25 protein-coding genes are annotated in these 25,223 nt (G+C 71.7%); 11 read left to right on the forward strand and 14 right to left on the reverse strand.

The genetic code is table 11. The features are described from left to right. Window positions 1-436 precede the first annotated feature (436 nt). The 7 genes from ACFO60_RS36120 to ACFO60_RS36150 form a co-directional block, all read right to left on the reverse strand. A complete protein-coding gene (locus tag ACFO60_RS36120; protein ID WP_380850279.1) occupies window positions 437-1,504 on the reverse strand; it encodes a VWA domain-containing protein in 1,068 nt (355 codons plus the stop codon). After that, window positions 1,505-2,455: a VWA domain-containing protein gene (locus ACFO60_RS36125; protein ID WP_380850282.1), complete on the reverse strand. Its 951-nt coding sequence runs from the start codon at window positions 2,453-2,455 to the stop codon at window positions 1,505-1,507. A gap of 55 nt (window positions 2,456-2,510) precedes the next feature. Beyond that, window positions 2,511-3,395: a DUF58 domain-containing protein gene (locus tag ACFO60_RS36130; RefSeq protein WP_380850285.1), complete on the reverse strand. Its 885-nt coding sequence runs from the start codon at window positions 3,393-3,395 to the stop codon at window positions 2,511-2,513. Window positions 3,396-3,398: 3 nt separating this feature from the next. Next, a complete protein-coding gene (locus tag ACFO60_RS36135) occupies window positions 3,399-4,388 on the reverse strand; it encodes an AAA family ATPase (RefSeq protein WP_380850288.1) in 990 nt (329 codons plus the stop codon). A gap of 25 nt (window positions 4,389-4,413) precedes the next feature. Next, complete coding sequence (locus ACFO60_RS36140) at window positions 4,414-5,193, reverse strand: S1C family serine protease (protein ID WP_380850291.1); 780 nt, start codon at window positions 5,191-5,193, stop codon at window positions 4,414-4,416. Between the two features lie 177 nt (window positions 5,194-5,370). Continuing rightward, window positions 5,371-5,769: a LapA family protein gene (locus ACFO60_RS36145; RefSeq protein WP_380850294.1), complete on the reverse strand. Its 399-nt coding sequence runs from the start codon at window positions 5,767-5,769 to the stop codon at window positions 5,371-5,373. Window positions 5,770-5,803: 34 nt separating this feature from the next. Beyond that, complete coding sequence (locus ACFO60_RS36150; RefSeq protein ID WP_380850297.1) at window positions 5,804-6,211, reverse strand: STAS domain-containing protein; 408 nt, start codon at window positions 6,209-6,211, stop codon at window positions 5,804-5,806. Window positions 6,212-6,722: 511 nt separating this feature from the next. Between ACFO60_RS36150 and ACFO60_RS36155 the strand changes: the two genes are divergently transcribed. From ACFO60_RS36155 to ACFO60_RS36180, 6 genes are all read left to right on the forward strand, one after another. After that, window positions 6,723-7,040: a UBP-type zinc finger domain-containing protein gene (locus tag ACFO60_RS36155; protein ID WP_380850300.1), complete on the forward strand. Its 318-nt coding sequence runs from the start codon at window positions 6,723-6,725 to the stop codon at window positions 7,038-7,040. Between the two features lie 13 nt (window positions 7,041-7,053). Next, on the forward strand, window positions 7,054-8,058 hold the full coding sequence (locus ACFO60_RS36160; RefSeq protein WP_380850302.1) for an acyl-CoA desaturase: 1,005 nt from the start codon (window positions 7,054-7,056) through the stop codon (window positions 8,056-8,058). Between the two features lie 167 nt (window positions 8,059-8,225). After that, entirely contained in the window at window positions 8,226-9,182 is a 957-nt protein-coding gene (locus ACFO60_RS36165) for a LysR family transcriptional regulator (protein ID WP_380850305.1), read from the forward strand. 168 nt (window positions 9,183-9,350) lie between these two features. Then, window positions 9,351-11,219: a flavin monoamine oxidase family protein gene (locus ACFO60_RS36170; protein ID WP_380850308.1), complete on the forward strand. Its 1,869-nt coding sequence runs from the start codon at window positions 9,351-9,353 to the stop codon at window positions 11,217-11,219. A gap of 492 nt (window positions 11,220-11,711) precedes the next feature. Beyond that, window positions 11,712-13,163 (forward strand): sensor histidine kinase, encoded by a 1,452-nt coding sequence (locus ACFO60_RS36175; protein ID WP_380850311.1) that lies wholly within the window; start codon window positions 11,712-11,714, stop codon window positions 13,161-13,163. A 274-nt stretch (window positions 13,164-13,437) separates the two neighbouring features. After that, window positions 13,438-14,922 carry a sensor histidine kinase gene (locus ACFO60_RS36180; protein ID WP_380850314.1) on the forward strand — a complete coding sequence of 495 codons (1,485 nt, stop codon included), beginning with the start codon at window positions 13,438-13,440 and terminating at the stop codon, window positions 14,920-14,922. A gap of 117 nt (window positions 14,923-15,039) precedes the next feature. Here ACFO60_RS36180 and ACFO60_RS36185 read toward each other — a convergent pair whose 3' ends face one another. Then, window positions 15,040-16,410, reverse strand: a complete 1,371-nt coding sequence (locus tag ACFO60_RS36185; protein WP_380850317.1) for a helix-turn-helix domain-containing protein — start codon at window positions 16,408-16,410, stop codon at window positions 15,040-15,042. Window positions 16,411-16,660: 250 nt separating this feature from the next. Between ACFO60_RS36185 and ACFO60_RS36190 the strand changes: the two genes are divergently transcribed. Beyond that, entirely contained in the window at window positions 16,661-17,272 is a 612-nt protein-coding gene (locus tag ACFO60_RS36190) for an ATP-binding protein (RefSeq protein ID WP_380850320.1), read from the forward strand. A gap of 55 nt (window positions 17,273-17,327) precedes the next feature. Here the strand turns inward: ACFO60_RS36190 and ACFO60_RS36195 are convergent, their stop codons facing one another. Together ACFO60_RS36195 and ACFO60_RS36200 are read right to left on the reverse strand one after the other, a co-directional pair. Further along, complete coding sequence (locus ACFO60_RS36195; protein ID WP_380850323.1) at window positions 17,328-17,972, reverse strand: response regulator transcription factor; 645 nt, start codon at window positions 17,970-17,972, stop codon at window positions 17,328-17,330. Then, window positions 17,972-18,886: a sensor histidine kinase gene (locus ACFO60_RS36200; RefSeq protein ID WP_380850326.1), complete on the reverse strand. Its 915-nt coding sequence runs from the start codon at window positions 18,884-18,886 to the stop codon at window positions 17,972-17,974. The genes ACFO60_RS36195 and ACFO60_RS36200 overlap by 1 nt, the downstream gene beginning before the upstream one ends. A 111-nt stretch (window positions 18,887-18,997) precedes the next feature. Here ACFO60_RS36200 and ACFO60_RS36205 point away from each other — a divergent pair, with 111 nt between their 5' ends. After that, the gene (locus ACFO60_RS36205; protein WP_380850329.1) at window positions 18,998-19,459 is read left to right on the forward strand and encodes a DUF6326 family protein; all 462 of its coding nucleotides are present in this window, start codon (window positions 18,998-19,000) and stop codon (window positions 19,457-19,459) included. On the opposite strand, the gene ACFO60_RS36210 is transcribed toward ACFO60_RS36205, so the two are convergent. Both ACFO60_RS36210 and ACFO60_RS36215 read right to left on the reverse strand, forming a co-directional pair. Then, entirely contained in the window at window positions 19,395-20,279 is an 885-nt protein-coding gene (locus ACFO60_RS36210; protein ID WP_380850332.1) for a GNAT family N-acetyltransferase, read from the reverse strand. The genes ACFO60_RS36205 and ACFO60_RS36210 overlap by 65 nt on opposite strands. A gap of 294 nt (window positions 20,280-20,573) precedes the next feature. Next, a complete protein-coding gene (locus ACFO60_RS36215; protein ID WP_380850335.1) occupies window positions 20,574-20,741 on the reverse strand; it encodes a hypothetical protein in 168 nt (55 codons plus the stop codon). A 19-nt stretch (window positions 20,742-20,760) separates the two neighbouring features. On the opposite strand from ACFO60_RS36215, the gene ACFO60_RS36220 reads away from it, so the two are divergent. Beyond that, window positions 20,761-21,930 (forward strand): lipase family protein, encoded by a 1,170-nt coding sequence (locus tag ACFO60_RS36220; protein ID WP_380850338.1) that lies wholly within the window; start codon window positions 20,761-20,763, stop codon window positions 21,928-21,930. A 303-nt stretch (window positions 21,931-22,233) separates the two neighbouring features. Beyond that, window positions 22,234-22,575, forward strand: a complete 342-nt coding sequence (locus ACFO60_RS36225) for a hypothetical protein (protein WP_380850341.1) — start codon at window positions 22,234-22,236, stop codon at window positions 22,573-22,575. A gap of 882 nt (window positions 22,576-23,457) precedes the next feature. On the opposite strand, the gene ACFO60_RS36230 is transcribed toward ACFO60_RS36225, so the two are convergent. Continuing rightward, a complete protein-coding gene (locus ACFO60_RS36230; protein WP_380850344.1) occupies window positions 23,458-24,423 on the reverse strand; it encodes an AraC family transcriptional regulator in 966 nt (321 codons plus the stop codon). 112 nt (window positions 24,424-24,535) lie between these two features. Here ACFO60_RS36230 and ACFO60_RS36235 point away from each other — a divergent pair, with 112 nt between their 5' ends. After that, a complete protein-coding gene (locus ACFO60_RS36235; protein WP_380850346.1) occupies window positions 24,536-25,021 on the forward strand; it encodes an anthrone oxygenase family protein in 486 nt (161 codons plus the stop codon). 73 nt (window positions 25,022-25,094) lie between these two features. Here ACFO60_RS36235 and ACFO60_RS36240 read toward each other — a convergent pair. After that, the coding region (locus ACFO60_RS36240) for a vitamin B12 dependent-methionine synthase activation domain-containing protein (RefSeq protein WP_380850352.1) at window positions 25,095-25,223 on the reverse strand (129 nt) is incomplete at its 5' end.

Genomic DNA, 25,223 nt, shown 5'->3' on the forward strand with positions numbered 1-25,223 from the left:
GGCGCAGCGCCGGACGATGCGGACGGTACGGGTGAACTTGACCCGGTCGGGGTCGATCTGCGCCGCAGTGGCGGTCTCGCAGATCAGCGCCGACAGCGCGTAATGCGCCAGCAGGTAGCCATACAGTTCCGCCAGGACCAGATCGGGTTTGTTGGAGCCTAGTACCCGGGCCGGCCCGCGTAGATGCGTCTCGATCTGATCATTTCCGGTTTCCTGTTCCCACCTTTGGTGGTAGACCTCGGCCAGGGTGGCCGCTGGCCCGGCCTCATATCCAGGATCGTGGTGATCAGGCAGATCAAGTCGCCGTCCTCGCCGGGGTCACGGTCGCGCACCGCGCCGGCGTCCGGCGACCTGGCCAACTCCTGCTCTCTCGCCTAGCGCTCCACGTCGGCCGCGAGCCGGCGGGACCGCCGAGGCGTCACGGCTTCAGGCGCCGTCAGCGGGCCGGGGTGCGGGGGCGGTTCCACCAGAGGGAGAGGGACAGGGCGGCGATGACGAGGACGGCGCCGCCGGCGGCGAAGGCCGCGGCGGTGTCGACCCGCTGGCGGACGACGGTGAAGCTGCCGGGGAGGGCGTCGAGGGCGTTCTGGAGCTGGTCGGCGTTCTCGGCGCGGTGGTAGGAGCCGCCGGTGGTCTGGGCTATCCGCTTGAGCCCGGGCTCGTCGATGGTGCGGGGGTTGCGGCCTCTGTCGAATCCGCCGCGACCGAAGCCGCCGGGGCCGCCGAGGCCTCCCGAGCCGCCGAAGCCCTCGAACTGCGCGTTGTCGCAGACCATCGGGGCCGGGTTGGTGGTGCCGAAGCCGATGGTGAAGACACGGACGCGGCGCAGGGCCGCCTCCTGCGCGGCGGTCTGCGGTTCGACGCCCTGGGTGTTGGCGCCGTCGGTGAGCACGACGATCGCGGCGCCGGCGTAGCCCGCCCCGCCGCCGTCGCCGGGGTCGGCCCCGGTGGGGGCGACCGACGGGTCGACCTCCGCGATCGCGTCGATCGAGGTGAGCATCGCCTGGCCGATCGCGGTGCCGCGCGACACGGTGAGGCCCTCCAGCGCCTCGATCAGCGACGTGGTGTCGTCGGTGGGAGGGACGAGCAGGCCCGCGGTGCCCGCGAAGGTGACCAGGCCGATGCGCGGCCCGCCCCGCTGCGACTCGATGAACTCCGCCGCGGCCTTCCTCGCGGCGGTGAGGCGATTGGGGTCGACGTCGGTGGAGCACATGGAGCCGGAGGTGTCGAGCGCGAGCAGGATCGTCGCCGACGTCCTCGGCACCGGCACCGACGCCTGGGGCCGCGCGGCGCCGACGGCGAGCAGCGCGAGCCCGGCGACGAACAGCGCCGCGGGGATCTTCCGCGTCCAGCGCGTACGGCCGGGCAGGGCGCTCCGCACGAGCGCGATCGAGGTGACGCGCACGGCGGCCCGCCTGCGGCGGCGCCGCGCCCACTCGCGGATGGCGAAGATCAGCGGGATGACCAGGACCGACAGCAGCGCCCACGGCCATGAGAACGACATTCAGATCACCCGTCCTGACCGGAGCACGGTGAGCGCCGCCCCCGCGGTGAGCAGCGCGAGGGCGAGCCCGATCAGCCCGCCGGCGAGGGGCAGCGGCTCGTCGGAGACGGTGAGCCGCAGATCGACGGTGCCGGCGATCCCGTCGAGCCGCGCGGCGTCGGAGGCGGGGTGGTAGGCGCCGCCGGTGGTCTGCGCGATCAAGGTGAGGGCGTCCTCCTCGAGCGAGGTCTGCAAGTGGTAGCCGTCGACCTTCACCGTCGTCCCCGCCTCGGTGCCGACCCCGACGGTGTGGATGTGGACGCCCGCCCGCTGGGCCACGGCGGCGGCCTGTTCGACGTCCCCGCCCTGGTTCTGGCCGTCGGAGAACATCACGATCGTCGCCGACGGCCAGTAGCCGATGTCGGGCGCGGCTCCGTCGCGGCCGAGGGCCACCGGCTTGCCGGTGATCGCCGACAGCGAGCCCATGACGGCCGTCCCGAGCGAGGTGCCCCCGGTGATCTTCAGCCGGTCGACGGCCGCGAGCGCGATGGAGTGGTCGGCGTCGGGCCGTGCGGTGGTGAGCGCGCCCCGCTCGAACGCGACGACTCCGATGTCGACGCTGTCGGGCTGCGCCGCCACGAACGCGCGTGCCGCCCGCTGCGCGGCCCCCAGCCGGGTGGGCGCGACGTCGTCGGCGCCCATGCTGTTGGAGACGTCGATGGCAAGGATGACGGTGCCCGCGGTCCGCGGGACCGGCACCATGGCCGCCGGTCCGGCGGCGGCGATCGCGAGCGCCCCGACGCCGGCGATCGTCAGGCCGGTGCCGAGATGCGCCCGGCGGCCGCCCGGCACGGCGACACCGGCTTCGGCGAGCGCGGCCGTGCGCCGGCGCGCCGACACGACGGCCGCGAGGGCCAGCGCCGCCGTGACGAGCAGTCCGACGGCCAGCAGCAGCGGGGAGGACAGGGTCACAAGTCCTCCCTCGCCGGGCTCGTGACCAGGGCGCCGTGTCCGGTGACGAGCCCGGTCACGGCGACCGGTCCCTGGTTCGGGCGACGACCTCGACGAGCGCCTCGACCAGGTCGCGGTCGGTGTCGACGCGGTGGACGGGCACCCCGGCCCGGCGCATGCCCGCCGCGAGCCGGGCCTCGCGGTCGTCGACGGCGGCGCGGAAGCGGACCCGGAGCAGCGGGTCGGCGGAGTCGACGACGAGCTGCTCGCCGGTCTCGGCGTCCTCGACCACGATCAGCCCGGCCTCGGGCAGCACGTCGTCGGCGGTGTCCACGATCCGCAGGGCGACGACCTCGTGCCGCCGCGCCAGGCGCTGGAGCGAGCGTTCCCAGTCGCCGTCGCCGATGAAGTCCGACAGCACGACGATGAGGGCGCGGCGGCGCGCGAGCCGGCCGGCCGCGTCGAGCATCTCCGCCAGGTCGGTGGTGGCGCCGCCGCCCGCCTCGGAGGTGCGTTCCAGCTCGGCGCCGATCCGCAGCGCGTGCCGCCGGGAGGTGCCGGGCGGCACGACGCGCAGCATCCCGGTGTCGAACAGCAGGGCGCCGACGCGGTTGCCGCCCCGGCCGAACATCCGGGCGAGGACGAGCGCGAGCTCGGCGAGCACGTCGTGCTTGCCGCGGCCCGGCCGGCCGGCCGCCATCGACGCCGACCGGTCGAGCACGAGCCACACCGTCAGCTCGCGGTCCTCGGTGAACACGCGCAGGTGCGGCTCGTCCAGCCGTGCGGTCACGTTCCAGTCGATGTGCCGGGCGTCGTCGCCGCCGGAGTAGGCGCGCAACCCGGTGAAGTCGATCCCGGAGCCGCGGTGCGCGGTGTGGTGGGCGCCCTGGAGCCGGCCGTCGAGCCTGCGGACGACCTTCCACTCCAGGCGGAGCAGGAGCCTGTCGGGTGCGGTGGCCATGGCTCAGCGGTTCTGCAGGACGACGTCGGGCGCCCGGACGGCCCCGAGCACCCTGGTGATGATCGTGTCGGCGTCGACGTCGTCCGCGAGGGCCTCGTAGGACAGCACGAGGCGGTGGCGCAGCACGTCGAGCGCGAGTTCGGACAGGTCGTGCGGCAGGACGTAGTCCCGGCCGCGCAGGAAAGCCAGCGCCCGGGCGCCGGTGACGAGCGCGATGGACGCCCGCGGGCTCGCCCCGTAGGTGACGTACCGTTCCAGCTCGCCGAGCCCGGCCGTCGCCGGCGATCGCGTCACCGAGACCAGCCGTACCGCGTAGCCGACGATCGCCGGATCGACGTACACCTCCTGTGCGCGGGCCCGCATCGCGATCAGGTCCTCGGCCGTCACCTTCTGCTGTGGCGGCTCGGGCGGGCGCAGCGCCCGTCCGACGATCGCCTGCTCTTCGGCCTGCGTCGGATAGTCGACGACCACCTTCATCATGAAGCGGTCGACCTGGGCCTCCGGCAGCGGGTAGGTGCCCTCCGACTCGATCGGGTTCTCCGTCGCCATCACCAGGAACGGCTCGGGCACCCGGAACGTCTCACGGCCGATCGTCACCTGATGCTCCTGCATCACTTCCAGCAGGGCGCTCTGCACCTTGGCGGGGGCGCGGTTGATCTCGTCGGCCAGCAGCAGGTTCGCGAACACCGGGCCGAGCTCGGTCCGGAACTCCCCGGAGTGCTGGTGGTAGACCCGCGTGCCCACGAGGTCGGCGGGCACCAGGTCGGGGGTGAACTGGACGCGCTGGAAGCTCCCGGCGATCGCGGCGGCCAGCGACCTCACCGCGAGCGTCTTGGCCAGGCCCGGCACGCCTTCGACGAGAAGGTGACCGTCGGCGATCAGAGCGACGGCCATGCGCTCCAGCAGGACGTCCTGCCCGACGATCGTGCGTTTGACCTCGAACAGCACCTGTTCGAGCGGATGGGCCGGCCCGGGGGACGTGGTCGAGGTCATCGTGTTCCTTCTCGTGGCGCTTCGGTCAGATCTGGGGCCCGTCACCCGGCGGGCCGTCTCCCTCGTTTCCCAGGGCCGCGCCGATCGGCACCGCGAACGCGATGCCGGCGAACGCCTCGTCGCCTCCGGGGTCGGCGATCGAGACGACGATCCCGATGACCAGGCCGCGAGCGTCCAGGAGGGGACCGCCGGAGCTGCCCGGGTTGACGGAGGCGTCGAACTGGATGAGCCCGCTCAGGTCGCCCTTCTCGATGGTCCGGTTCAGGCCCGCCACGACGCCGGAGGAGACGCTGTAGGTCAGGCCCAGCGGGTTGCCGATCGCCACGACGGGCGCGCCGACGGCCGCGGCGCCGCCGAGCGCCGCCGGGACGACGATCTCCGGAAGCCCCGCGGGCTTGAGGGTCGCGACGTCGAGCCGGGGATTCGACGACCCGACGACGGCCTTCGCCCTGGTGCCGTCGGCGAACGTGACGGTGACGTCCTCGGCGTCCTCGACGACGTGGTGCGCCGTCAGGATCGTCCCGTCCTCGGTCGCGATCACCCCGGTTCCGAGCGACCGCCCGGCCCGGATCACCACCACCGACGGCCCGACCCTCTTGAAGACCTCGGCCACCGTGAGCGCCGCGCTCGGCGTCGGGCTCGGCCGGGGCACGGCCCCTTCGCCCTTGCCGCCACCGCCGCCCAGCCAGTACGCCAGCACCGCCACGACGACGAGCGCGCCGCCCCCGGCGAGAAACCGCCGAGCTCTCCCGGCCGCGGCTTTCTGAGCCGTGGCCGCACCGGCCTCCTGCGGCACGCGCTCCATCGCCCCATACTCATAAAATTCAGCCCAAAGTGCTACAACGTCCGCCTAAGAAGTCCATGAGAACCGGTCCCCGCGGCCCGGCGCGCGCAGCACGGAGACGAACGACGGCGGCGCCCGCCGCTCCATCCGAGGCGGCGCGATGTCAGGCGCGACGTCGATGAACAAGGCGGCGCGATGTCAGCCGCGGCGTCGATGGACGAGGCGGCGCAGCTGGGTGATGCGGGCGGTCCCGACCACCAGCGTGAGCAGGATCCCGCCGACCATGGCGATCAACAGCGCCATCGCGAGCGGCAGCGTGCCGTGCAGCGCGAAGAACGAGATCTCCACGTCGCCGGTGTTCTGCAGCATGAACACCATCAGCGCCACGAACACGCCCGCGGCCGTCCAGATGCCCGCCCACACCGTGCCCGTCCTGGTGCGGGGCACCGTCCCGGCCTTGGCCGGAGGCTGCGCGCCGCCCTGGGGGAGCGGGGCGTCGTGCTGGGGAGGCGGGGCGTCGCCCTGGGGAGGCGGGGCCGCGGCGGCCTCGGCCGTGTCCAGGCCGGTGGGCGTGGCGGGAGGTTGACGAACGGACATGGGGGTTCTCCCTTCGTTGGGCCGGCGACGCCGATCAGTTGCGCGTCCGGAAAAGACAGCTCTGCGCGTTCAGGCCGAGGTGGGGCGCGTCGTGCCAGCCGGTGACCTCGAGAAGGCGCCGCACGCGCGTGGAGGCGGAGCACAACTCAAGGACGTGGTCGCCCTCCATCCGCCCGGCGGCCATGACGATGGCGCGCAGGCCGCCCACATCGATGAACGCCAGGCCCGTGAGATCGACGAAGACGCTGCCACCGCCCGCCATCGAGGCCAGGGCCTCGCTCAGGACGGGTGTGCTGGTGTGATCGAGGTCCCCCGCGATCCGCAGGCCCCGCGGGGCAAGACACCGAGTGATGCGCAGGCGTTCGCCGGAGCCGGTGACGGCGCCCGTGGCGGGCTCGTCATCGGTGTCGTGCGGTGTGCCGGCCGTGTCGTCGGTATTCACGCCGGCTCCTTCCGCCACGGTGAGAAAGACACTCACTCCTTTGCCCCGAAGGGCGGCCTGCCGGGCCGGCGCTCTGACCCGCGAAAGAGGCGTTCCTCCGCCTGCGCCGACCGGGCGAAAGCCATGATCGCTTCCGTGATGGGCCGCCATGATGACCTCCAATATCCCGAGACACGTCAGCGCAGGGTGCTGCGAGCGGTCACGTGTCCCGGGCATTCGGCACCGCGCCCGATCGGCGCGGAGCCGGACAGGTCAAGTCAACGGCAACCACCGGCGATCGGATACGGGCGTTGCCAGCAAAGCTCATCGCCTCCGCAGATCACCGGTTCACTCATTCGCCGCGGGAATTCGCCCGCCTGCCGGGAGAAGAGGCGGTTCGACGGGATCGGCCGCTTTCGCCATCAGAGATAAGGCTTACTCGGATCGCTCGTTTCCGCCTGACCGCCGTTCCTGTTGACTGAAGGCAGGTCAACCGCGCATCTCGCGTCGTCGTCACCGTTAGGGGGTCGTGATGACCCTGCACGTGAAAGGCATGAAGATCGGCGCGCACGGTGGCCTGAACGGCCAGGCGCCGCGCTGCGACCACGCCGGCGGCCCCATGGCCGCCGTGCTCGGCGCTCCGGAGTGCGCGCCCTGCCTGGCCCTCGGGCTGACCTGGACTCGTCTGCTGGTGTGCGTGACGTGCGGGTGGGTCGCCTGCTCCGATGACTCGCCCGGCGGTCACGCCAAGGCGCACTACCAGGAGACCGACCATCCGGTGGTCGCCTCGCTGGATCCGGACACGACCTGGCGATGGTGCTACGCGCACGATCGCGCCCTTGACAGCTAGAGGAACGAGGCTCATGACCATCTCCGAGAGACCGGTGAAACGCCGGGAGGACTACGACGGCCTGGCGCCGTTCCCCGGGGCCGAAGAGCAGGCTCCGGCCGGGGGAGCCCAGATCTGGCTGACCGCCGCGATCGTGGTCGCGCCGTTCGTCGCGCTGGGAGCCGGCATCTGGCTGGCCTGGGGGCGCGGAGTCGTGCTCACCGATCTGCTGCTGGCCGTGGGGCTCTACGTGGTGACCGGGCTCGGGGTGACCGTCGGATTCCACCGGCTGCTCACTCACGGGTCGTTCACCGCCCGCCCCTGGCTTCGGGCCGCCCTGGCGGTCGCGGGGTCGATGAGCTTCCAGGGGAACGTCATCGACTGGGTGGCGGTCCACCGCCGCCACCACGCCTTCACCGACCGCCCGGGCGACCCCCACTCCCCCTACCGGTACGGCACCGGCCTGGTCGGGCAGCTCCGCGGCCTCCTCCACGCCCATCTGGGCTGGATGTTCACCGACGCCCCGACGCCGGCGGCCCGCTACGCGCCCGACCTGCTCGCCGACCCGGCGATGAGGAAGATCGCACGCGCCTTCCCCGTGTTGTGCGCCGTGTCGCTCGTGTTGCCGTTCCTGGCCGGCTGGGCGATCAGCGGCGGCCTGTACGGCGGGCTGACCGCCTTCCTGTGGGCAGGGCTGGTCCGCGTCGCGCTGTTGCAGCACGTCACCTGGAGCGTCAACTCCCTGTGCCACGTGGTCGGCAGCAGGCCGTTCGCCACGCGCCGCCACGACCGCTCGACGAACCTGTGGCCCCTCGCGGTGCTGTCGTTCGGGGAGAGCTGGCACAACGGGCACCACAGCGAACCCACCTGCGCCGTGCACGGCCTGGACCCGCACCAGATCGACCCGGCCGCGGGACTGATCCGTATCTTCGAGCGCCTGGGCTGGGCCACCGACGTGCGCTGGCCCGACCGCGACCGCGTCGAACACCGCCGCCGCGCCGGCGCCCACGACGAGGCCACCGCACCCACCGGACACTGACCTGCGGGGGCGTGTCGCCGGCGGCGTGGACGGTCACCTCCGCGGTGACCGTCCACGACACTGTTCCATAAGTGGTTCCTTCCCTGACGGCTCGCCCGCCACCGCGAGGGCCTAGGGTGAAAGCAGGACGGCACGCATCGGCGCCGCCCTGTGGGAGGGGTGGCGGCATGGAGTTACGCCAGCTCCGCTACTTCGTGACGCTGGCCGAAGAGCTGCATTTCGGACGGGCCGCGCTGCGCGAGCACATCGTGCAGTCCGCGCTGAGCCAGCAGGTGCAACGTCTCGAGCGCGAACTCGGGGTCCGGCTGCTGAACCGCAGCACCCACCATGTCGAACTCACGCCGGCCGGCGCCGCCTTCCTCGTCGAGGCCCGGCAGATCCTCGACCACGTCGGCCGGGCCGCTCACGTCGCCCGCAACGCCGCCGGGTCGCCGCCCACGCTCAGAGCGGGCATCGTCGACGCGGGCTATGACTCGATGCCGCAGATCCTGCGAGCCGTACAGCAGGGCCATCCCGAGCTGACCATCCACCAGGTCGAGGCGAGCATCCCCGAGCAGTACCGGCAGCTGGCCGACGGGCGCCTGGAGATCGGGATCGGCCTGGCCTACCAGCCCCCGCCCGGGGTGACCTCCGAGCTCATCCGGCTCGACCCGCTGGGCGTGCTGGTCCCCTGCACCCACCGCTTCGCCGAGCTGGACGGCGTGCCCGTCGGCTCCCTCGCCGATGTGCCTCTCCTGCTCGGCGAGGAGAGCCAGACCCCGGAGTCCAACCAGTTCATCGGTGAACTGTGCCGTTCGGCCGGATTCGAGCCCACGGTCTACGAGGGAACCGTCGAGAGCAACCTCGCCGCCGCCGACCTGGTCCTCCAGAGTCGCTGCGTGCTCTGCATCCCTTCCTCCTCGCGCACGTCCAACCTGCCGGACACCGTCTGGCGGCCGCTGGTCGAGCCGGTGTCCCACTACCCGTGGTCGCTCCTGTGGCGCTCGGGGGACCGGTCTCCCTACGTCGCCGCCGTCGTCGACACCGCCCGGCAGCTCGCCCGCCGGCTCGGCTGGCTGGAGCCCGCCGGTCCGGCCACCGACCACGAGGCGCCGGCCGCCGCCCGCGGCGGCATCCCCACCTGAGGCGAGCGGCAGGGAGCATACGCCTCGAAGCCGACCTCGCCCGGCGATCGGTTGGAATGCCAGATGATCCCGCGTGGCGCGCCGCGCGCCCTGACGCGCCGTCCGCCCCGAGACTCTCCGTGGCTGATTCATCACCCACGGTTTACGGTCTCTTAGGGAGCACATCGGATGACATTCATCGACCGCCGCGGTTTCGCGCGGCTGGCCGGGCTCGGCGCCGTCGGATCCTTCGTCGGCGCGGCCCCCGCCGCGCCCGCCTCGGCCGCCGCCCCCGCCCTCCCAGCGGCGCCGGCCCGGGGCGCGAGCGCGCCGAGCTGGAACACCTGCCTGGAGGTGGCCCGCGATCTGCTGCTCGTCGGCGAGGACGGCGCGGACCTCAAGCTGAGGTACCTGCGGGTGCTCATCGACAACGGCCTGCCCAAGGCCCGCTCGCCCAAGAAGGTGCTGATCGTCGGGGCGGGCATCTCCGGCCTGGTGGCGGCCACGCTGCTGAAGCGGGCCGGCCACCAGGTCACGGTCATCGAGGCCAACGGCAACCGCGTCGGCGGCCGCATCAAGACCTTCCAGACCGGCTTCGCCGACCCGGCCCAGTACGCCGAGGCCGGGGCCATGCGCATCCCCGACTTCCATCCGCTCACGCTCGCGCTGATCGACAAGCTGGGCATCCCGCGCCGCCCCTTTTACAACGTCGACGTCCGCCCCGGCGCCGCCCCGAGCGGCCCGGTGCCGCCGGTCGTCTACACCTCGCGCGGCGGCCGGGTGTGGCGGTCCGGCCCCGACAGGGGCGAGTTCACCCCGCCCAAGCGGCTGAACCACACCTGGATCCGGGTCAACGGCATCATCCAGCGCCGTGACGAGTACGCCGCCGACCCCCGCAGGATCAACGCGTCGTTCGGCCTGAAGGACCGCAGGACCACCGCCCAGATCCTCGACGAGGCGCTCGACCCGGTGCGCGACCGCTTCTCGGTGGTCCGCGGCGGCACGCGGGCCGACAAGCCGCTGCCGGAGCTGATCAAGGGCTGGGCGCGGGTGCTGCACGAGTTCGACGGCTACTCCATGCACCGCTTCCTGACCGAGCACGCCCGGCTGAGCGACGCGGCGGTCGACGCCATCGGCACCGTGGAGAACCTCACCTCGCGGCTGCCGCTGGCGTTCATGCACACCTTCCTGACCAGGAGCCTGGTCAACCCGGCCGCCACCTACTGGGAGATGGAGGGCGGCAGCCGCCTGCTGCCGTACCGGCTGGAGGCGGGGCTGCGAAAGGAGATCCGCATGGACCGGCGGGCCGTGCGGATCTCGACCTCCGGCGGCGGCGTGCGCGTCGAGACGGTCACCGAGAAGGGCAGTGACGAGTCCTCCTCCGCGCCGCAGGCCAGGGCCGAGACCTTCCACGGCGACGTGGCGATCATCACGATCCCCTTCCCGGCGCTGCGCCACGTCGAGATCGCCCCGGCGCTGTCCTACGCCAAGCGCCGGGCGGTGATCGAGCTGCACTACGACTCGGCGACCAAGGTGCTGCTGGAGTTCCGCAGGCGCTGGTGGGAGTTCGACGAGGACGACTGGAAGCGCGAGCTCGGGCCGCGCTACCGTCCGGGCCGGGCGACCCATGTGACCGGCGGGGGCTCGGTGGCCGACAACGCCAACCGGTTCACCTACTACCCCTCCCACCGGGTGCGGGGCAGCGAGGGCGGCGTGGTGCTGGCCAGCTACGTGTGGGCCGACGACGCCTCCCGGTGGGACTCGATGGACGACAAGGAGCGCTACGGGTACGCGCTGCGCGGCCTGCAGGAGGTGCACGGCGAGCGCGTCGCCGAGTTCTACACCGGGCACGGCCAGACCCAGAGCTGGCTGCGCAACCGTTACGCGTTCGGCGAGGCGGCCGTCTTCCTGCCCGGGCAGATGACCGAGATCCACCCGGCGATCGCCCGGCCCGAGGGGCCGCTGCACTTCGCCGGCGAGCACACCTCGCTCAAGCACGCTTGGATCGAGGGCTCCCTCGAGTCGGCCGTCCGAGCCGCGCTGGAGGTCAACGCCTGACGCGGGCCGCCGGCGGCCCCGGCCGGCGCCGACCCCTCACGCGCGCCGACGGGCCGCCGGCGGCCCGGTCCGCTTTTCCCTGACACAAAGGGGATGCCCCTTGTTCCGGCCGGGAGGCAAAGGAGTCGCAATGAAATGGAGCGGTAAAAGTAAGCGCGACGTCGCAAATCTCCAGGGATCGGCAAACCGGCCCCAAAACGCCAAGAAAGAGCTTGAAAGCCACCAATATGGTGGATAACTTGAGTGTTTCCAGATAACGGACGCGTAATGTCCGCGATGGACCATCGCGGACGCGGCCGTCGCCGGGAGAAGGAGCGGAGTTCCGGCCGGAGCCCGCTCCAGGCGGTGTACACCCGCCCTCCGGCTCGACCGGCCCACGCGACCTCCACCGCCGACTTGAGAAACACGTGACGAGCCATGTTGATGGAAAGCGCTATCCCGACCGGGCGAACCCGCAGGCGGCACGCGGCCGGAAGTCTCATGGAGAAGACGATGACAGTGCCACCCGGCCGATCGCGACGGCGAACCGCGTCGCGCCTGCCCGTACGCGTCCGACTACGCCCGCAATCCATCCGCGGCCGGGTCACGGCCCTGGTCACCCTGCTCGCCACGCTTCTCCTCATCCCTTCGGGAGTACTGGCCGGTCTGGTTGCACATCAGTCCGTGGACGGCGACGGGTGGCCAGCGGCGCGGCAGGAGGCGAGCATCGCGGCCACCGCCGACCGCCTCGGGCGGCTCGGCAAGACTTTCGCGTCGCAGGTGCCGGGCGTCACGCTGGTCCAGGTGGTCGACGCCGACCACCACGTGATCGCCGCCTCCCCCATGGCACGCGGGCTGCCGCCCCTGACCGAGACCTGGCCGTCGCCACGGGAGCCGCAACTGGACGTGCGCACCTGTGCGCAGCCGCGCGTCGGCTGCGTCAACCTCTCCGCACAGCGGGTCTCGGCCGCGCCGGACTCCGACGTCGTCTACGCGGGCAGTCCCGCCCCTACGGGCAGCATCACCGACGCGATCGACTCGATCTTCGTCATCCAGGGCCTCGTGCTGATCCTGCTCGCCGTCACGATGACCTGGAAGGTCACCGGCCGCACGCTGCGACCGGTGGAGGCCATCCGGGCCGAGCTTGCCGCGATCAACGTCAACGACCTGAGCACCCGCGTGCCCGAACCCGCCGGCAACGACGAGATCGCCCGGCTGGCGCACACCATCAACGGCACGTTGTCACGGCTGCAGAACGCCAAGGACCAGATGGTGCGGGCGCTGGACCACCAGCGGCGATTCACCGCCGACGCCTCGCACGAGCTGCGCACCCCGGTCGCGGGCCTGCGCGCCCAGCTGGAGGAGGCGCAGCTGCACCCGGACGACACCGACCTCGCGGATCTGCTGCGCCATTCGCTGCGGGACGTCGACCGGCTGCAGGCCATCATCTGCGACCTGCTGCTGCTCGAACGGCTCGGTGAGGGCTCCTCCCGACCGCGCACCCGCCTCGACCTCGCCGAGGTCGTGCGCGCGGAGGTCTCCCGGCGCTCGGACCCGCTTCATGTGCGCCTGGAGCTGGCCCCGGATGTGACGGTCGAGGCCGTGCGCACCCACATCGGCCGCGTGCTCGGCAACCTGATGGACAACGCGTCGCGGCACGCCAGGAAGTCGGTGACCGTGACGGTCCGCCGGGCGGGCGACTCGGCCGAGCTGATCGTCGACGACGACGGCGACGGCATAGCGGCGCCGGAGCGTGAGCGGATCTTCCAGCGGTTCACTCGGCTGGACGCGGCGCGCAGCCGGGACAAAGGCGGCACGGGCCTCGGCCTGGCCATCGCCCGCGACCTCGTCCAGACCCACGACGGCACCATCACGGCGGAGGTGTCCCCCGACGGCGGCGCCCGCTTCGTCGTCCGCCTTCCGCCGGCCAGGGACGACCCCTCGCAGCCGCACGCCGAGGGCTGAGGGGTACGTGCTTGACCTCCGCGTGACATGAACGCGCTAGCTTTTTGTCTGATTTGCACCTTTTTGGGGCTTTTGCTATGTTTGAAGTCGCCCTAGCGGAGCATCCGCGGGTCACACGGGCGGACATGCCGCCCGTTCCCGGCCGTCGCACACCTACGGCGGACCGCCGTACCTCTACGGCGCCCCTTCCGGAGCATCCGCTCGATCCGGCGCAACCCCCCGCCGCCCTTAGTGGTCACCTCCCGGTGACCGCCGCGAGGAGGAGTCGCGTCTCATGAGAATGTCCTTCCCCCGGCGCCGCCTGCACCCTGGCGCGTGGCCCTGGCGTCCCCGTTCGATCCGCGGGCAGGTCACCGCCCTGGTCGCCCTGCTCTCGATGCTCCTGCTGGTGCCCTCCGGAGTGCTGGCCGGCATGGTCGCACGCCAGGAGCTCGCCAACGCCGGATGGCTGGACGCCCGCCGCGCCGCCGGCCTGATGGCCGCCGCCGACCGGGCCGGGCGGCTGAACGACCCGGTCGTGACCAGCAGCGTGCCGGGCGTCAACGTGGTCCAGGTCGTCGGGCCGGACCGGCGGATCCTCGCCTCCTCCCCCGAGGTGCGCGGGCTGCCGCCGCTGACGGACCTCCAGCCGTCCGCCGACGACCCGCAGCGGGACGTGGAGACCTGCGCGCACACCAGCCTGGGCTGCGTGCGCCTGTCGGCCGTCCGGGTCGGCCCGGACGAGGACTCCGACATCATCTACGCCGGCGGCCCGGTCCGCATGGTCATGCCGACGGGCGTGTTCGACGCGCTGTTCGCCGTTCAGGTCGGGGTGCTGATCTCCATCGCCATCTGGGCCGCCTGGAAGATCACCGGCCGCACCCTGCGCCCCGTCGAGGCCATCCGCGCCGAGCTTGCCGCGACCAACGTCAACGACCTGAGCAGCCGCGTCCCCGAACCCCCCGGCGACGACGAGATCGCCCGCCTGGCCCGCACGGTCAACAGCACCCTGGAACGCCTGGAGAACTCCAAGGGGCGCACGGAGCGGGCGCTCGCCGCTCAGCGCCAGTTCGCCTCCGACGCCTCGCACGAGCTGCGCACCCCGGTCGCCGGGCTGCGCGCCCAGCTGGAGGAGGCCAAGATGCATCCTCAGGACACCGACCTGGACACCCTGCTGGACCGCGCGCTGAACGACGTCGACCGGCTGCAGGCCGTCATGACCGATCTGCTGCTCCTGGCGAAGATCGGCGGCGGGACGCCGCGGGCCATGGACGAGGTGGATCTGTCCGAGACGGTCCGCATGGAGGTCTCCCGCCGCGCCGACCGGCTCCCCGTGCGGCTGCGGCTCGCCCGCGGGACCGTCGTCAAGGGCGTCGACACCCAGATCACCCGCATCCTGACCAACCTGCTAGACAACGCCCAGCGGCATGCCAGGAACGCGGTGATGGTGGAGGTGCGCCACGACGGCCGCCACGCCGAGCTTCTGGTCAGCGACGACGGCGACGGCATCGCCGAGGCCGACCGGGAGCGCATCTTCGAGCGCTTCACCCGGCTGGACGCCTCCCGCTGCCGCGACCGGGGCGGCACGGGCCTCGGCCTGGCGATCGTCCGCGACATCGTCCGCGCGCACGACGGCACCATCGAAGTGGACACCGCCGACGCCGGAGGCGCCCGCTTCACCGTCCGCCTCCCCCTGCACCGGCGCCCGTCCGGGCCACCCACCCTCATCGGGCCCATCCCCGGCGGCCAGATGACCCTCGCCGCCTTCTCCGCCCCCTGACCTCCCACCGCCATGCCGTGAGTGTCGCGGGGATGTCGGCCGCCACGTGCGTGTCCGGCCTCCGCCACACGGCGAGGACGCCGGTTGGACGGCACGGCGGCCGCCGGCGGCGCCGGCTCAGGAGACGAGCTCGCCGTCCAGGTAGGCCCGGAACTCCTTGACCTGGACGGTGGCGCCGTAGGGCTCAAGCCGGTCGGAGAACCTCCGGATGCGTTCGACCAGCCGGGCGGAGGTCAGTGATCTCGCGCTCGAGATGGCCGTCCTCGCGACGTCGACCGCCTGATCCACCTCTCCCATGCCCAGATACGCCTCAGCCGCGTTGACTCGGGCGAGCTGAGCCGACCGGATCCGACGTTCCCCGAAAGCGGACAGCGTCGCTTCCGCCGCCTCGACCGCCCGTCGGTGCTCACCGAGGAGATGCCAGCAGCGACTCGACTCAGAGGTCAGATTGGTCACCTCATAAGAGGCGGCCCAGGCCGGGTCACGGTCGGTGGTTCCCTGCTCGTACGCCCGCTCGGCGTCGCCCAGCAGCCGCTCAACCCGCCTGATGGTGTGGCCATCGCGGTTCTTCCCTGTTTGCAGAGCGGTCGCCCACGCCTCCCTGCTCAAAAGCAACGCCATGACGCGCGGCGTCGCCTGCCCCAGACGGGCCGTGTCACCCGCCGCCCTCGCCAGCCGTATCGCCCATGCGGCCTGATCCAGATGGATCGCCTGATACATCAGCGCCGTCATGACCCAGGCGGCCGTCAACGCGTCATCACCGGCCTTCGCCATCTTCAGCGCCTGCCCGAAGTAATACTGGGCCTTGCCCTGGTGCCCGAGGTCGAAAGCCGTCCAGCCCGCCATCTGAGTGAGCCTGGCAGCGGCCGTCATCAACTCGGCCCCGACTCGGTCGTCGTAACGACCGTGCAGCAACGGCCCCACCGTGCTGTGCAGGTAATCCACCACAGCGGGACGTACAAGCCCCGCACCGAAGCGATGGTCCATCTCCGCGAACGCCTGCCAGGCGTCGTTCATCCGCCGGACGTCGGAACGACCCACGGCGCGTCCCGTTCCACGGCACGTCACAGGCTCAGGAGGAAGACCGTAAGTCCACTCCGACAACCAGTTGCCGAGAACGGCGGGGACGAAGGGAAGCGCGGCCAGCACATGGCGCCGGTCCGGATCCACGTCACACCTCCACAGTCTCCCGGCCGCCTCGACGGTAGCCGCGAGAGAGAGGTCACTACAGTCCGAGACGAGCCACGCTTCCGTATCGACGGCTGCCCGTCCATCCACCCAGCGCTCTACCTCGGCCGGGTCGACGCCGAAGACCTCGGCCATCCGGGCGCGGTAGACCGGCCGGATCTCCTGCCGGCCTCGTTCCCATCTGCTCCACGTCGTCGGCGACACCCACAGCGCCTCCGCGATCTCGTCCTGGCTCATCCCCATGCGCTTTCGCGCCCGCGCCAGCTCCGGACGCCCTCCGCCACGCCTCGGCCCGCCCATGACCACCTCCCGAGACAATGAGTGACCAACCGATGACCCATTGTCAACAGCCGTGACGCCGGCTCCGGTCTCCCGCTCGAAACGACCGGGAAACGACCACCCGGCACGGTGATCCACGAGATGGCGCCGCCGATCGTCCAAGGCGGGCGATCGGCGGCGTGAACGGCGACGCCCAGACCAGGACCTGCCCTGCCGCCGCCCGATGGCGTCTCCTGCTCATCACGTTCATCGAGAGCAAGGAGACCCGCGCATGTGCCCCACCCCCCAGCGCCCGGCGGACCCGCCCGGCCGTCCCTCCGGACGTTCGCCGATCCACCGTCACTGGCCCGCCGGCGGCGAAGCGGCGCCGCAGGAGGAGACCCGCGCCGATGTCGGCATGCTGGTCGCGTCCCTGTACCCGGGCTCGGCGTCGCGCCGCGCCCGCGCCCTGGTTCGCGAGGTGCTCCAGGGCGCGGGAGTGCCCGGCGCCGATGTGGCCGACGCCGAGACGGTCGTGGCCGAACTCGCCGCGAACTGCGAGCGGCACGGCCGCCCGCCGTACGAGATCCGCCTCTACAGTCTCGGCGACCTGCCCACCTGGTGCGAGGTGGTGGACGGCGACCCCGACCTGCGCTGGATTCCCGCCGTGCTCGACCGTCCCCGGGACCAGACCGTCCTCGACCTGTTCGCCGAGAACGGCCGGGGCCTGCACCTGGTGCGCGAGCTTTCCCAGGGCCACTGCCACGCCTACCCCACGACGATCTTCACCACCGGCGTGCCGGCCAAGGCCGTCGCCTTCGGCCTCCCGACGCGCTCAGGCCTGCGGGTGACCTGCCCGCCCTTGCTCCATCTCGCCCGTCACCGGGCCCGCCTTCTGCTCTAACGCGCTGACAGCGCTGCACACACTCGGCACCCCAGCCCTCGAGTGCGGCCGGCGCTCATCGTCCCGTTCCCGCCACCACGAACCCTGTCTCGTAAGCGGCGATCACCGCCTGGGTCCGGTCCCGTACGCCCAGCTTGAGCAGGACCGACGCCACGTGCGACTTCACCGTCTGCACCGACAGGAACAGCTCGCCGGCGATCTCCGCGTTGGACCGCCCGCGCGCCAGCGACCGCAGGACATCCCGTTCGCGTTCCGACAGCTCCGGCAGCGGTCTGCCGGTTCGTACGGCGAAGCGTTCGATGACGCCGCGGGTCGAGGCGGGGAAGACCAGTGACTCGCCCGAGGCGACGACGCGGACGGCTTCGATCAGTTCCTTCGGCGGCACCCGTTTCAGTACGAAACCGCTCGCACCCGCTCGAAGTGCGTCGAAGACGTACGCGTCGACCTCGAACGTGGTCAGTACCAGGACGCGGGGAGCGTCCTGCGCGACGGTGATGCGGCGGGTGGCCTCCAGGCCGTCCATGCCGGGCATCCGGATGTCCATCAGGACGACGTCGGGGGGCAGGGGGCCGCCGGTGAGGTCGAGCGCGGCCCGGCCGTCGCCGGCCTCGGCGCTCACCTGCCAGTCGGGCTCGCTGGACAGGACGGCACGCAGGCCGATCCGCACCAACGGGTCGTCGTCGACGATCGCGATCCGCATCAGGACTCCAGCGGCAGGACGGCCCGCACGGTGAACTCGCCGGCCGCGGGGCCGATGGTGGCCGTGCCACCCAGCAGGCTCACCCGGTCGCGGATCGAGGCCAGGCCGTGCCCGTGCCCCGGGAAGGCGGGGCCGTCGAAGGCGTTCACCACGCGAATCGTCACCGCGCCGGATCCGGTGGCGACCTCCACGGTGACCGGGCGGCCGGGGGCGTGCTTGGCCGCGTTGGTCAGCGCCTCCTGGACGATCCGGTGCACCCCGCGCCCGATCGCGCTCGGCAGGCCGGTCGCCTCGATCGACGCGGTCACCGCCATCCCGGCCTCGCGCGCACCGTCGATCAGCGCGGTCAGGGCGGCCGGGTCGTCGCCGCCGGGCAGGGGCGCGTGGCCCTGGATGCCGGAGATGATCCGGTCCAGCTCGCCGAGGGCGGCCCGGCCGCGCTGCTCGATCGTGGCGAGCGCCTGGCGGGCGAAACCGGGGTCGTGCTCGAAGACGTGCGCGCCGGCGCCGGCCTGAACGACGATCATCGACAGCATGTGGCCGATACTGTCGTGCAGCTCCTGGTCGATCCGGAGCTGTTCCTGGGCGCGGGCCAGCGCCAACTCGCCCGGCCCGGGCCCCAGCAGCCGGGCGGCCAGCCGCAGATGCCAGGCGGTGAGCGAGGCCAGCACGCGGCGCAGCGGCAGCAGCATCAGCCCCAGGACGGCGACGCAGACCAGCCCTTCCAGCCAGGAGACCTCGACGTCCTGGTCACCGAACGTCCCGGGGAACAGCATGACGAGCAGCAGGACCAGCGCGACGAACGGACGCAGCGCCCTGACCACGATCAGGACGAGCGCGACCGGCGCGCTGGCCACCCGGATGAGCGCCCACAGCAGCACCCGGACGGCGCGTACGTCCAGCAGGGAGGTCACCCGCCCATCGTCACCCGCGATCGCCCCCTTTGTCCTCGCCCACAGGAGTGAATCGCGATCGGCTCCCGGGAGGGAAGCCTCGCCCGGCAGCCCGCGACTACCTTCGGCGCCGTGAAGAACACACTCTCCGCTTTATGGATCTTCGTCATGTTCAACTACCTCTACTGCGACATCCTCGGCCTCATGGATCCAGCCGAAGTCAACCCGATCGAGGTCACTCCCGGCTTCCTGCTGTCGGCGGCGGCCCTGATGGAGATCCCGATCGCCGCGACCCTCGTCTCCTTCCTGGCCCCGTACGGCCCGAACCGCTGGACCAACATCGGAGCGGCGACCGTGATGACCCTGGTGCAGATCTGGTCGCTGACCGTGGGACCGCCGACGGCCTACTACATCGCCTACAGCGTCGTCGAGATGTCCGCCACAGCACTCATCGCCGTCCTGGCCTGGCGCTGGGCCGGCGAGGCACCCGCACCTCCCGAGGGCCCAACGGGCCGTGAGGACCCGCATGTCAGCCCAGGTCGGGGTGCGGGAGGTAGCGGTCCAGGCGGACCACGCCGGGGTCGGTCGTCATGAACGTGTCCATGTCGTCGATCGCCCAGCCGCCCGCCACCAGCCGGGGCAGGAGCGGATGCACGCCCGGCACCGCCACCTGGACCTCGTCGACGCCCGGATGCGCGGCGACCGCGGCGAACAGCGCGTCGGCGCAGTCCTGCGGGGTCTCCCCGCCCACCGGCCCCACCTCGAGATCCTCGCCGCCGGTGACCCGGACGAACGCGTACCCCGCGCCGGTCACGTGCAGCGTCACTCCTGGCAGGCCCGCGTACCACCGCAGCGACGTGGTCCGGTCGCCGCCGCTGAGCCTGGCGTCGAGCATCGCGGCCTCGCGCACGCCGGACGGCTCTCCCGCCTCTGGCCGGGGACCCTCCACCGGTCCGCGCGCGGGCGGTCCGTCCTGCGGATCCTTCTCCCGATCCGCCGTCCGGCGCCGCGTGGAAGCCGCGGGCGAGCAGGTCAGGTAGAGCAGAGGGCACACCGGGCGCATCCCCTGCCTGATGTACAGCGCGAGCGCCCTCGGATCGTCCGACGCGAACGTGACCCGTTGCGTGCCGGGCGGCAGCACCAGGTCCAGGATCTTCCTGCCTATCCCGGACGACTGGTGTTCCGGCAGGACGAAAAGGTCGCCCAGGTGGACGACCTGTCCCCGGCGCAGCACTCCGCCGAACCCCGCGACGCGCCCGTCGATCTCACCGGCGACCAGCGCCCCGAACGCCCTTTCGGCGTCGAGGAAGTCCGGCATGCCCGTCCAGTCGTCCAGCAGCTCGTAGTGCGCGGCCACGGCCCGCACGCCGGGCATGTCGGCGTCCGCCGCGACCCGTACGACCGATTCCGCCACCGGTGCTCCTCACCTGCGAACTCCGCCCCTCCGCTCACCCTAGAGCGTGATCGCCCTGCCCTTTCCCCAGGTGGACGGCGGCGTGTCGCCCGGCGGGCCTCTGTCCGAATGCCCGCCTTTTTCGTGGTGAACGGCCTATTCCGCGCGGCTCGGGCGAGTCGCTGGAAATGAGTTTGCGTGAGCATGGGATTTGGCCTGTGATGTCCAGGAAATTGTGAAGGACAGACGGTTCTCCAGGGGCGCGAAAAACACGTGTGACGATGATGTCCGCCCGCATGGAGACCGCGGAACAGTTCAATGCACCGTCGCCGACGGGAAGGTGTGTGGCGTGGCAAGCGTGGATACCACCAGGAACAGTCGCCAGTCGGAGAAATCGGTCACGGCCACCGTGGGCCAGGCGAGCGCCGGGAAAATGGTGAGCGGCGGGAGGAAGCCCGATTCGTCCGCGAATGCGTTCCCCACAACGGAGTGGGAGCACAGGATGCGGGACGTCACGCAGGCCGGCGGGCCCCGGACGCAGGACGTCAAGGCGCCGAGCTATGAGGAACTCCGTCCCTATGGGCACCGCGAGACCGCGGGATTCCCGGTCTACAAGAACCTGGAAAGGCGGCTGCTGGAGGCCACCGGCCATCCGGACCCGGAAATCGCGCACGTTCTCGCGACCTGCGCCGCGTACGCCTATTCGGACGCCAGGACACTGTCCATGATCATGGCCAGAATGGGCCTCGAGGACAACCACTGCCAGATGATCCAGACGTCGGTCGACGCCATGCTGATCTGCTCGACCGCGTTCCTGATCCAGAGCAAGAGCGGCCGGGCCGCGATCCTGTGCTACCGGGGAACCGAGCCGCTCAACTTCATCAACTGGCTGAGCGACATCGACGTCGAACCCGAGCGCATCGGCTACCAGATCGGCGACCCGCGCGCCACCGTGCACGCCGGGATCTACCGCAACGTGCGGGCCACGCGGTATGAGGTCATGAACATGCTGCGGCACGCCTGCGACCCCCAGGGGGCCCGCCTGGCCCAGGGCAACGGCGGCCCGCAGATCCGCGACTCCTACGGCTCCGCGCCGGCGGAGGGCAACCTCGAGGCGCTGTACATCACCGGGCACAGCCAGGGCGGGGCGATGGCCGCGCTCATGGGCGTCATGATGCGCCACGAGCGCAAGTACAAGGAGGCGCTCGGCGACCGGCTGAAGGCCGTCTACACCTTCGGCCAGCCCATGATCGGCGACCCGGCGTTCGCCGAGGCCTGCGAGCGCGACGAGTTCCTGCGCGAGCACGTCATCCGCTACGTGTACGACAGCGACGTCGTGCCGCACCTGCCGTCCACCGCGTCGGGGCCCTACCGGCACTTCGGGCGCGAGCACCACTACCGCGTCCCGCACCTGCGCAACACCCTCATCGACACGCTCACCCGCCCGAAGTGCGCCCCGCAGTCGAACAGGGGCCATTGGGAGACCAGGAGGCACCCGACGCCGCAGATGCCCGGGCTGCTCGGCCTGCCGATGTCGGCGCTGTCCTACGTGGCGCGCAAGTTCGAGGCGACCCGTTCGCTGCCCGCGGTCTACTCGATGGACGACCACCTGCCGCAGCACTACATCTCCGCGCTGACCCCGGCGGGCGTCCAGAGCGAGTACGGGGACTGACCCGGCCGCCCCGCGCCCGGCCGTACGGCCGGCGCGGCGACATCGCCTGATCGCCGATCCGCCTCCGAGCGGATCGGCGATCAGCGCGTCCGGGGACAGAGTCCGCGGGTTCCAGGGAGGGGATCCGCGCGTCCGGGGACAGAGTCCGCGCGTTCCGGTGCAAGTGCCGCCTCCGGGGCGGCGATCCGCAGGTTCGCGGAGAAGGACGTTCGCGCCACGCCAGGCATTCCCGCTGCTCGCGGTCGTTTCGTCACTCTCCGTTACCATGGTGGCGGGTGTCGAACCACTGTCGAGGAGAATGCCATGCGACGAGTCATGACCGCTCTGAGCGCCCTGCTCGCCACCGCACCGCTGACGCTCACGGCTCCCCTGCCGGCCGGCGCGGCGACCGGGACGCTGGTCGTCGAAGGTGACCGGGTGCCGCGAACGCGGCTGGTCAATCCCGCGCCCGGATGTTACGCGCTTCCCTGGTTCCCGCTGTTCACCCGCGCCTCCGTGGTGAACTCGACCGACGCCGACGTGATCCTCTATTCGGGGGAAGGCTGCAAGCCGGGGCTGCTGAGCGCGGCGACGAGCGTGCGGGCGGGCGCCACCCGCGAGCGCACGCTCACCGGCACTCACAGCGTTCTGGTGCAGAGCACCTGACCGGGCGGCCCACGCCTCGCGGCCGGACTCATGGTGCGCCGGCCACGCTCGCCGCGAGGCGTGCATGGAGGAGCAAATAGGTTTCCCATTACTCGAGGGCGTGGGATCGTGAGATATGCCACGCTTGCCGCCACTCCTCCAAAGGAGGCGCCGGCCAGACCCCTCCATAGCTGTAGCGGTCCTGTTCTTCGGGGGCTTGCTCGTCTTTTGGATCGCCGTGGGAGTGGGCATCCTCACACAGGAGCGTTCGCCCGGGATCCACTTCTCATCGGCGTGGCGGACTGATGACGTCGACGAGTTCAGGGGCTATGTCTCCGATCCCCCGAGTGCGACAACGCGAGCACCCTGGAGGATCTTCATCATCGCTCGCGGAGTGCAGGACGATTCCGGGGTGGCCGCAGCACGTTCGTGGCTGGTCTCTCCGCAGGCGGGTGAGCATCGGGACGGCACCTGGACCGTGCGATGGCCTCGAGGTGATCGTCCGGAGCTCGCCGAGTATCAGGCTGTGGTCATCGGTAACTGCTCATCGTGCCCGCCTTCGACCGAAGAGGGAATGAGACGGAAATTGGCCGGCCAGGGCCCGAGCGCCGCCGATGTGACGAGCGGACCTTGGTTTTTCTTTACAAATTCAGGCGGTAAATGAGCGCAATGCATCTCGATCCACCTGCCGCTTTCGAAGTGGACCGGCGCCCACGCCGCCCGCGACCGTATCCGGGAGGTGCCGGACGGCATGGCCGGGCTCGCGGACGTCCGAGAGCCGGGGGAAGGCCGAAAGGCGGGGCTGCTGAGCGCGGCGACGAGCGTGCGGGCGCCACCCGCGAGCGCACGCTCACCGGCACTCACAGCGTCCTGGTGCAGAGCACCTGACCGGGCGGCCCTGGGCTATGCCGGGGCCAGGGCCTCCTCTTCCTCGCGGACGCGCCCGGCGCGGTAGTCCTGCGGGCTGACGCCGAGCACGCGCTTGAAGGCGGCGCTCAGCGCGAAGGAACTGCTGTATCCCACCTGGCCGGCCACGGCGCCGACGGTGGCGTCGCTCCCGCGCAGCAGATCGGCGGCCAGGGCCAGCCGCCAGGCGGTCAGGTACGCCATGGGCGGTTCGCCCACCAGATCGGTGAACCTGCGGGCGAGCGCCGCGCGGGAGACCCCGGCGCCGGCCGCCAGCGCCGCCACCGTCCAGGGATGGCCGGGGTTGTTGTGCAGCATGCGCAGCGCCTTGCCGACGATGGGGTCGCCGTGCGCGCGGTACCACGCCGGGGCCTGCGCCTGCGCGCGGGCGAGCCAGGTGCGCAGCACGGCGATGAGCAGCACGTCGAGCAGCCGGTCGAGCACGGCCTGCTGCCCCGGCTCGTCCTTGACGATCTCGGCGGCGAGCAGCGGGACCAGCGGGGAGTCCCAGTCGTCGTCCGGCAGCACCAGCAGCGGGGGCAGGACGGCGAGCAGGCGGCGGTTGATCTCGCCCCGCATCTGGTAGGTGCCGGTGAGCATCACCATCGGGCCGTCCAGGCCGGTGCCCCAGGTGCGCACGCCCAGGTCCATCGCTCCGGCCAGCGGCTCGCCTTCCACGGTCGCGCAGCGTTGCCCGGGGTGGATGACGACCTGAGGCGGCGTGCGGGGGTCGTCGGCGACCGTGTACGGGTCGGGGCCGCGGACGACCGCGACGTCTCCGGCGCCGAGCCGCACGGGGCGCCCGTCGGCGTGCGTCACCCACGCCTCTCCGCGCACCACGGCGACCACCGTGAGCGGCGCGCGGTCTTTGATCAGCAGGCTCCAGGGCGGGGTGAGGATCGAGCGGAGCAGGAAGGCCCCACGGGCTCTCGGCCCGTCCAGCAGGCTCGCCAGGACGTCCATGCGCCTCAATCTAGACGCGGACGCATGCGAGTGCGCTCCTCAAGCATGGCCCGTCCGAAGCCGCGCCCGCTTGACTGGTGCCACACACGGAACTCGCGATCAGGAGGGACGCATGGACACGTTACGGGTGATCGCCCTGGTCGCCGCGACGCTGACCACCGGGCTCATGGCCGGCTTCTTCTACTCCTACGTCTGCTCGGTCATGCCGGGCCTGCGCCGCGCCGACGACCGCACCTTCGTGGGGGCGATGCAGCAGATCAACGTGGCGATCATCAACGGCTGGTTCTTCCTGTGCTTCCTCGGGGCGGCGGCGACCATCGCGCTGGCCGTGGCACTCCACTTCGCCGGCGACGGGCCGCGGCTGCTGCCCTGGCTTCTCGCGGCGCTGGTGCTGTACGCGGCGCAGCTGGGGATCACCTTCGCGGTGAACGTGCCGCTCAACGACGAGCTGGGGGCGGCGGGCGCCCCCGACGGCATGGCCGGGCTCGCGGACGTCCGAGAGCGGTTCGAGACGCGGTGGGTGCGATGGAACCTCGCGCGCACGCTCGCCGCCACGGCCGCGTTCGGCTGCCTCATCGCCGCCCTGCTCGCCGCCTGAGGGCGTGGGGCCCGCCGGCCGTCGTGGCCGCCCGCGGGGGCGGCGGCCACGACGGCCCGGTACCGGCACCGGTCTAGACGTTGAAGTATTTGGCTTCGGGGTGGTGGACGATGAGGGCGGAGGTGGCCTGTTCGGGATGCAGCTGGAACTCCTCCGACAGGGTGACCCCGATCCGGGCCGGGTCCAGCAGTTCGAACAGCTG

Source organism: Sphaerisporangium dianthi, from assembly GCF_042654065.1.
In the GTDB taxonomy this organism is placed as follows: domain Bacteria; phylum Actinomycetota; class Actinomycetes; order Streptosporangiales; family Streptosporangiaceae; genus Sphaerisporangium; species Sphaerisporangium dianthi.

Excerpts from the sequence above, each read along its gene's own strand:
- ACFO60_RS36120 (WP_380850279.1), bottom strand. The coding sequence starts at position 1,504 with ATGTCGTTCTCATGGCCGTGGGCGCTGCTGTCGGTCCTGGTCATCCCG.
- ACFO60_RS36130 (WP_380850285.1), bottom strand. The coding sequence starts at position 3,395 with ATGGCCACCGCACCCGACAGGCTCCTGCTCCGCCTGGAGTGGAAGGTC.
- ACFO60_RS36135 (WP_380850288.1), bottom strand. The coding sequence starts at position 4,388 with ATGACCTCGACCACGTCCCCCGGGCCGGCCCATCCGCTCGAACAGGTG.
- ACFO60_RS36140 (WP_380850291.1), bottom strand. The coding sequence starts at position 5,193 with ATGGAGCGCGTGCCGCAGGAGGCCGGTGCGGCCACGGCTCAGAAAGCC.
- ACFO60_RS36145 (WP_380850294.1), bottom strand. The coding sequence starts at position 5,769 with ATGTCCGTTCGTCAACCTCCCGCCACGCCCACCGGCCTGGACACGGCC.
- ACFO60_RS36155 (WP_380850300.1), top strand. The coding sequence starts at position 6,723 with ATGACCCTGCACGTGAAAGGCATGAAGATCGGCGCGCACGGTGGCCTG.
- ACFO60_RS36160 (WP_380850302.1), top strand. The coding sequence starts at position 7,054 with ATGACCATCTCCGAGAGACCGGTGAAACGCCGGGAGGACTACGACGGC.
- ACFO60_RS36165 (WP_380850305.1), top strand. The coding sequence starts at position 8,226 with ATGGAGTTACGCCAGCTCCGCTACTTCGTGACGCTGGCCGAAGAGCTG.
- ACFO60_RS36170 (WP_380850308.1), top strand. The coding sequence starts at position 9,351 with ATGACATTCATCGACCGCCGCGGTTTCGCGCGGCTGGCCGGGCTCGGC.
- ACFO60_RS36175 (WP_380850311.1), top strand. The coding sequence starts at position 11,712 with ATGACAGTGCCACCCGGCCGATCGCGACGGCGAACCGCGTCGCGCCTG.
- ACFO60_RS36180 (WP_380850314.1), top strand. The coding sequence starts at position 13,438 with ATGAGAATGTCCTTCCCCCGGCGCCGCCTGCACCCTGGCGCGTGGCCC.
- ACFO60_RS36185 (WP_380850317.1), bottom strand. The coding sequence starts at position 16,410 with ATGGGCGGGCCGAGGCGTGGCGGAGGGCGTCCGGAGCTGGCGCGGGCG.
- ACFO60_RS36190 (WP_380850320.1), top strand. The coding sequence starts at position 16,661 with ATGTGCCCCACCCCCCAGCGCCCGGCGGACCCGCCCGGCCGTCCCTCC.
- ACFO60_RS36195 (WP_380850323.1), bottom strand. The coding sequence starts at position 17,972 with ATGCGGATCGCGATCGTCGACGACGACCCGTTGGTGCGGATCGGCCTG.
- ACFO60_RS36220 (WP_380850338.1), top strand. The coding sequence starts at position 20,761 with ATGCGGGACGTCACGCAGGCCGGCGGGCCCCGGACGCAGGACGTCAAG.
- ACFO60_RS36225 (WP_380850341.1), top strand. The coding sequence starts at position 22,234 with ATGCGACGAGTCATGACCGCTCTGAGCGCCCTGCTCGCCACCGCACCG.
- ACFO60_RS36230 (WP_380850344.1), bottom strand. The coding sequence starts at position 24,423 with ATGGACGTCCTGGCGAGCCTGCTGGACGGGCCGAGAGCCCGTGGGGCC.
- ACFO60_RS36235 (WP_380850346.1), top strand. The coding sequence starts at position 24,536 with ATGGACACGTTACGGGTGATCGCCCTGGTCGCCGCGACGCTGACCACC.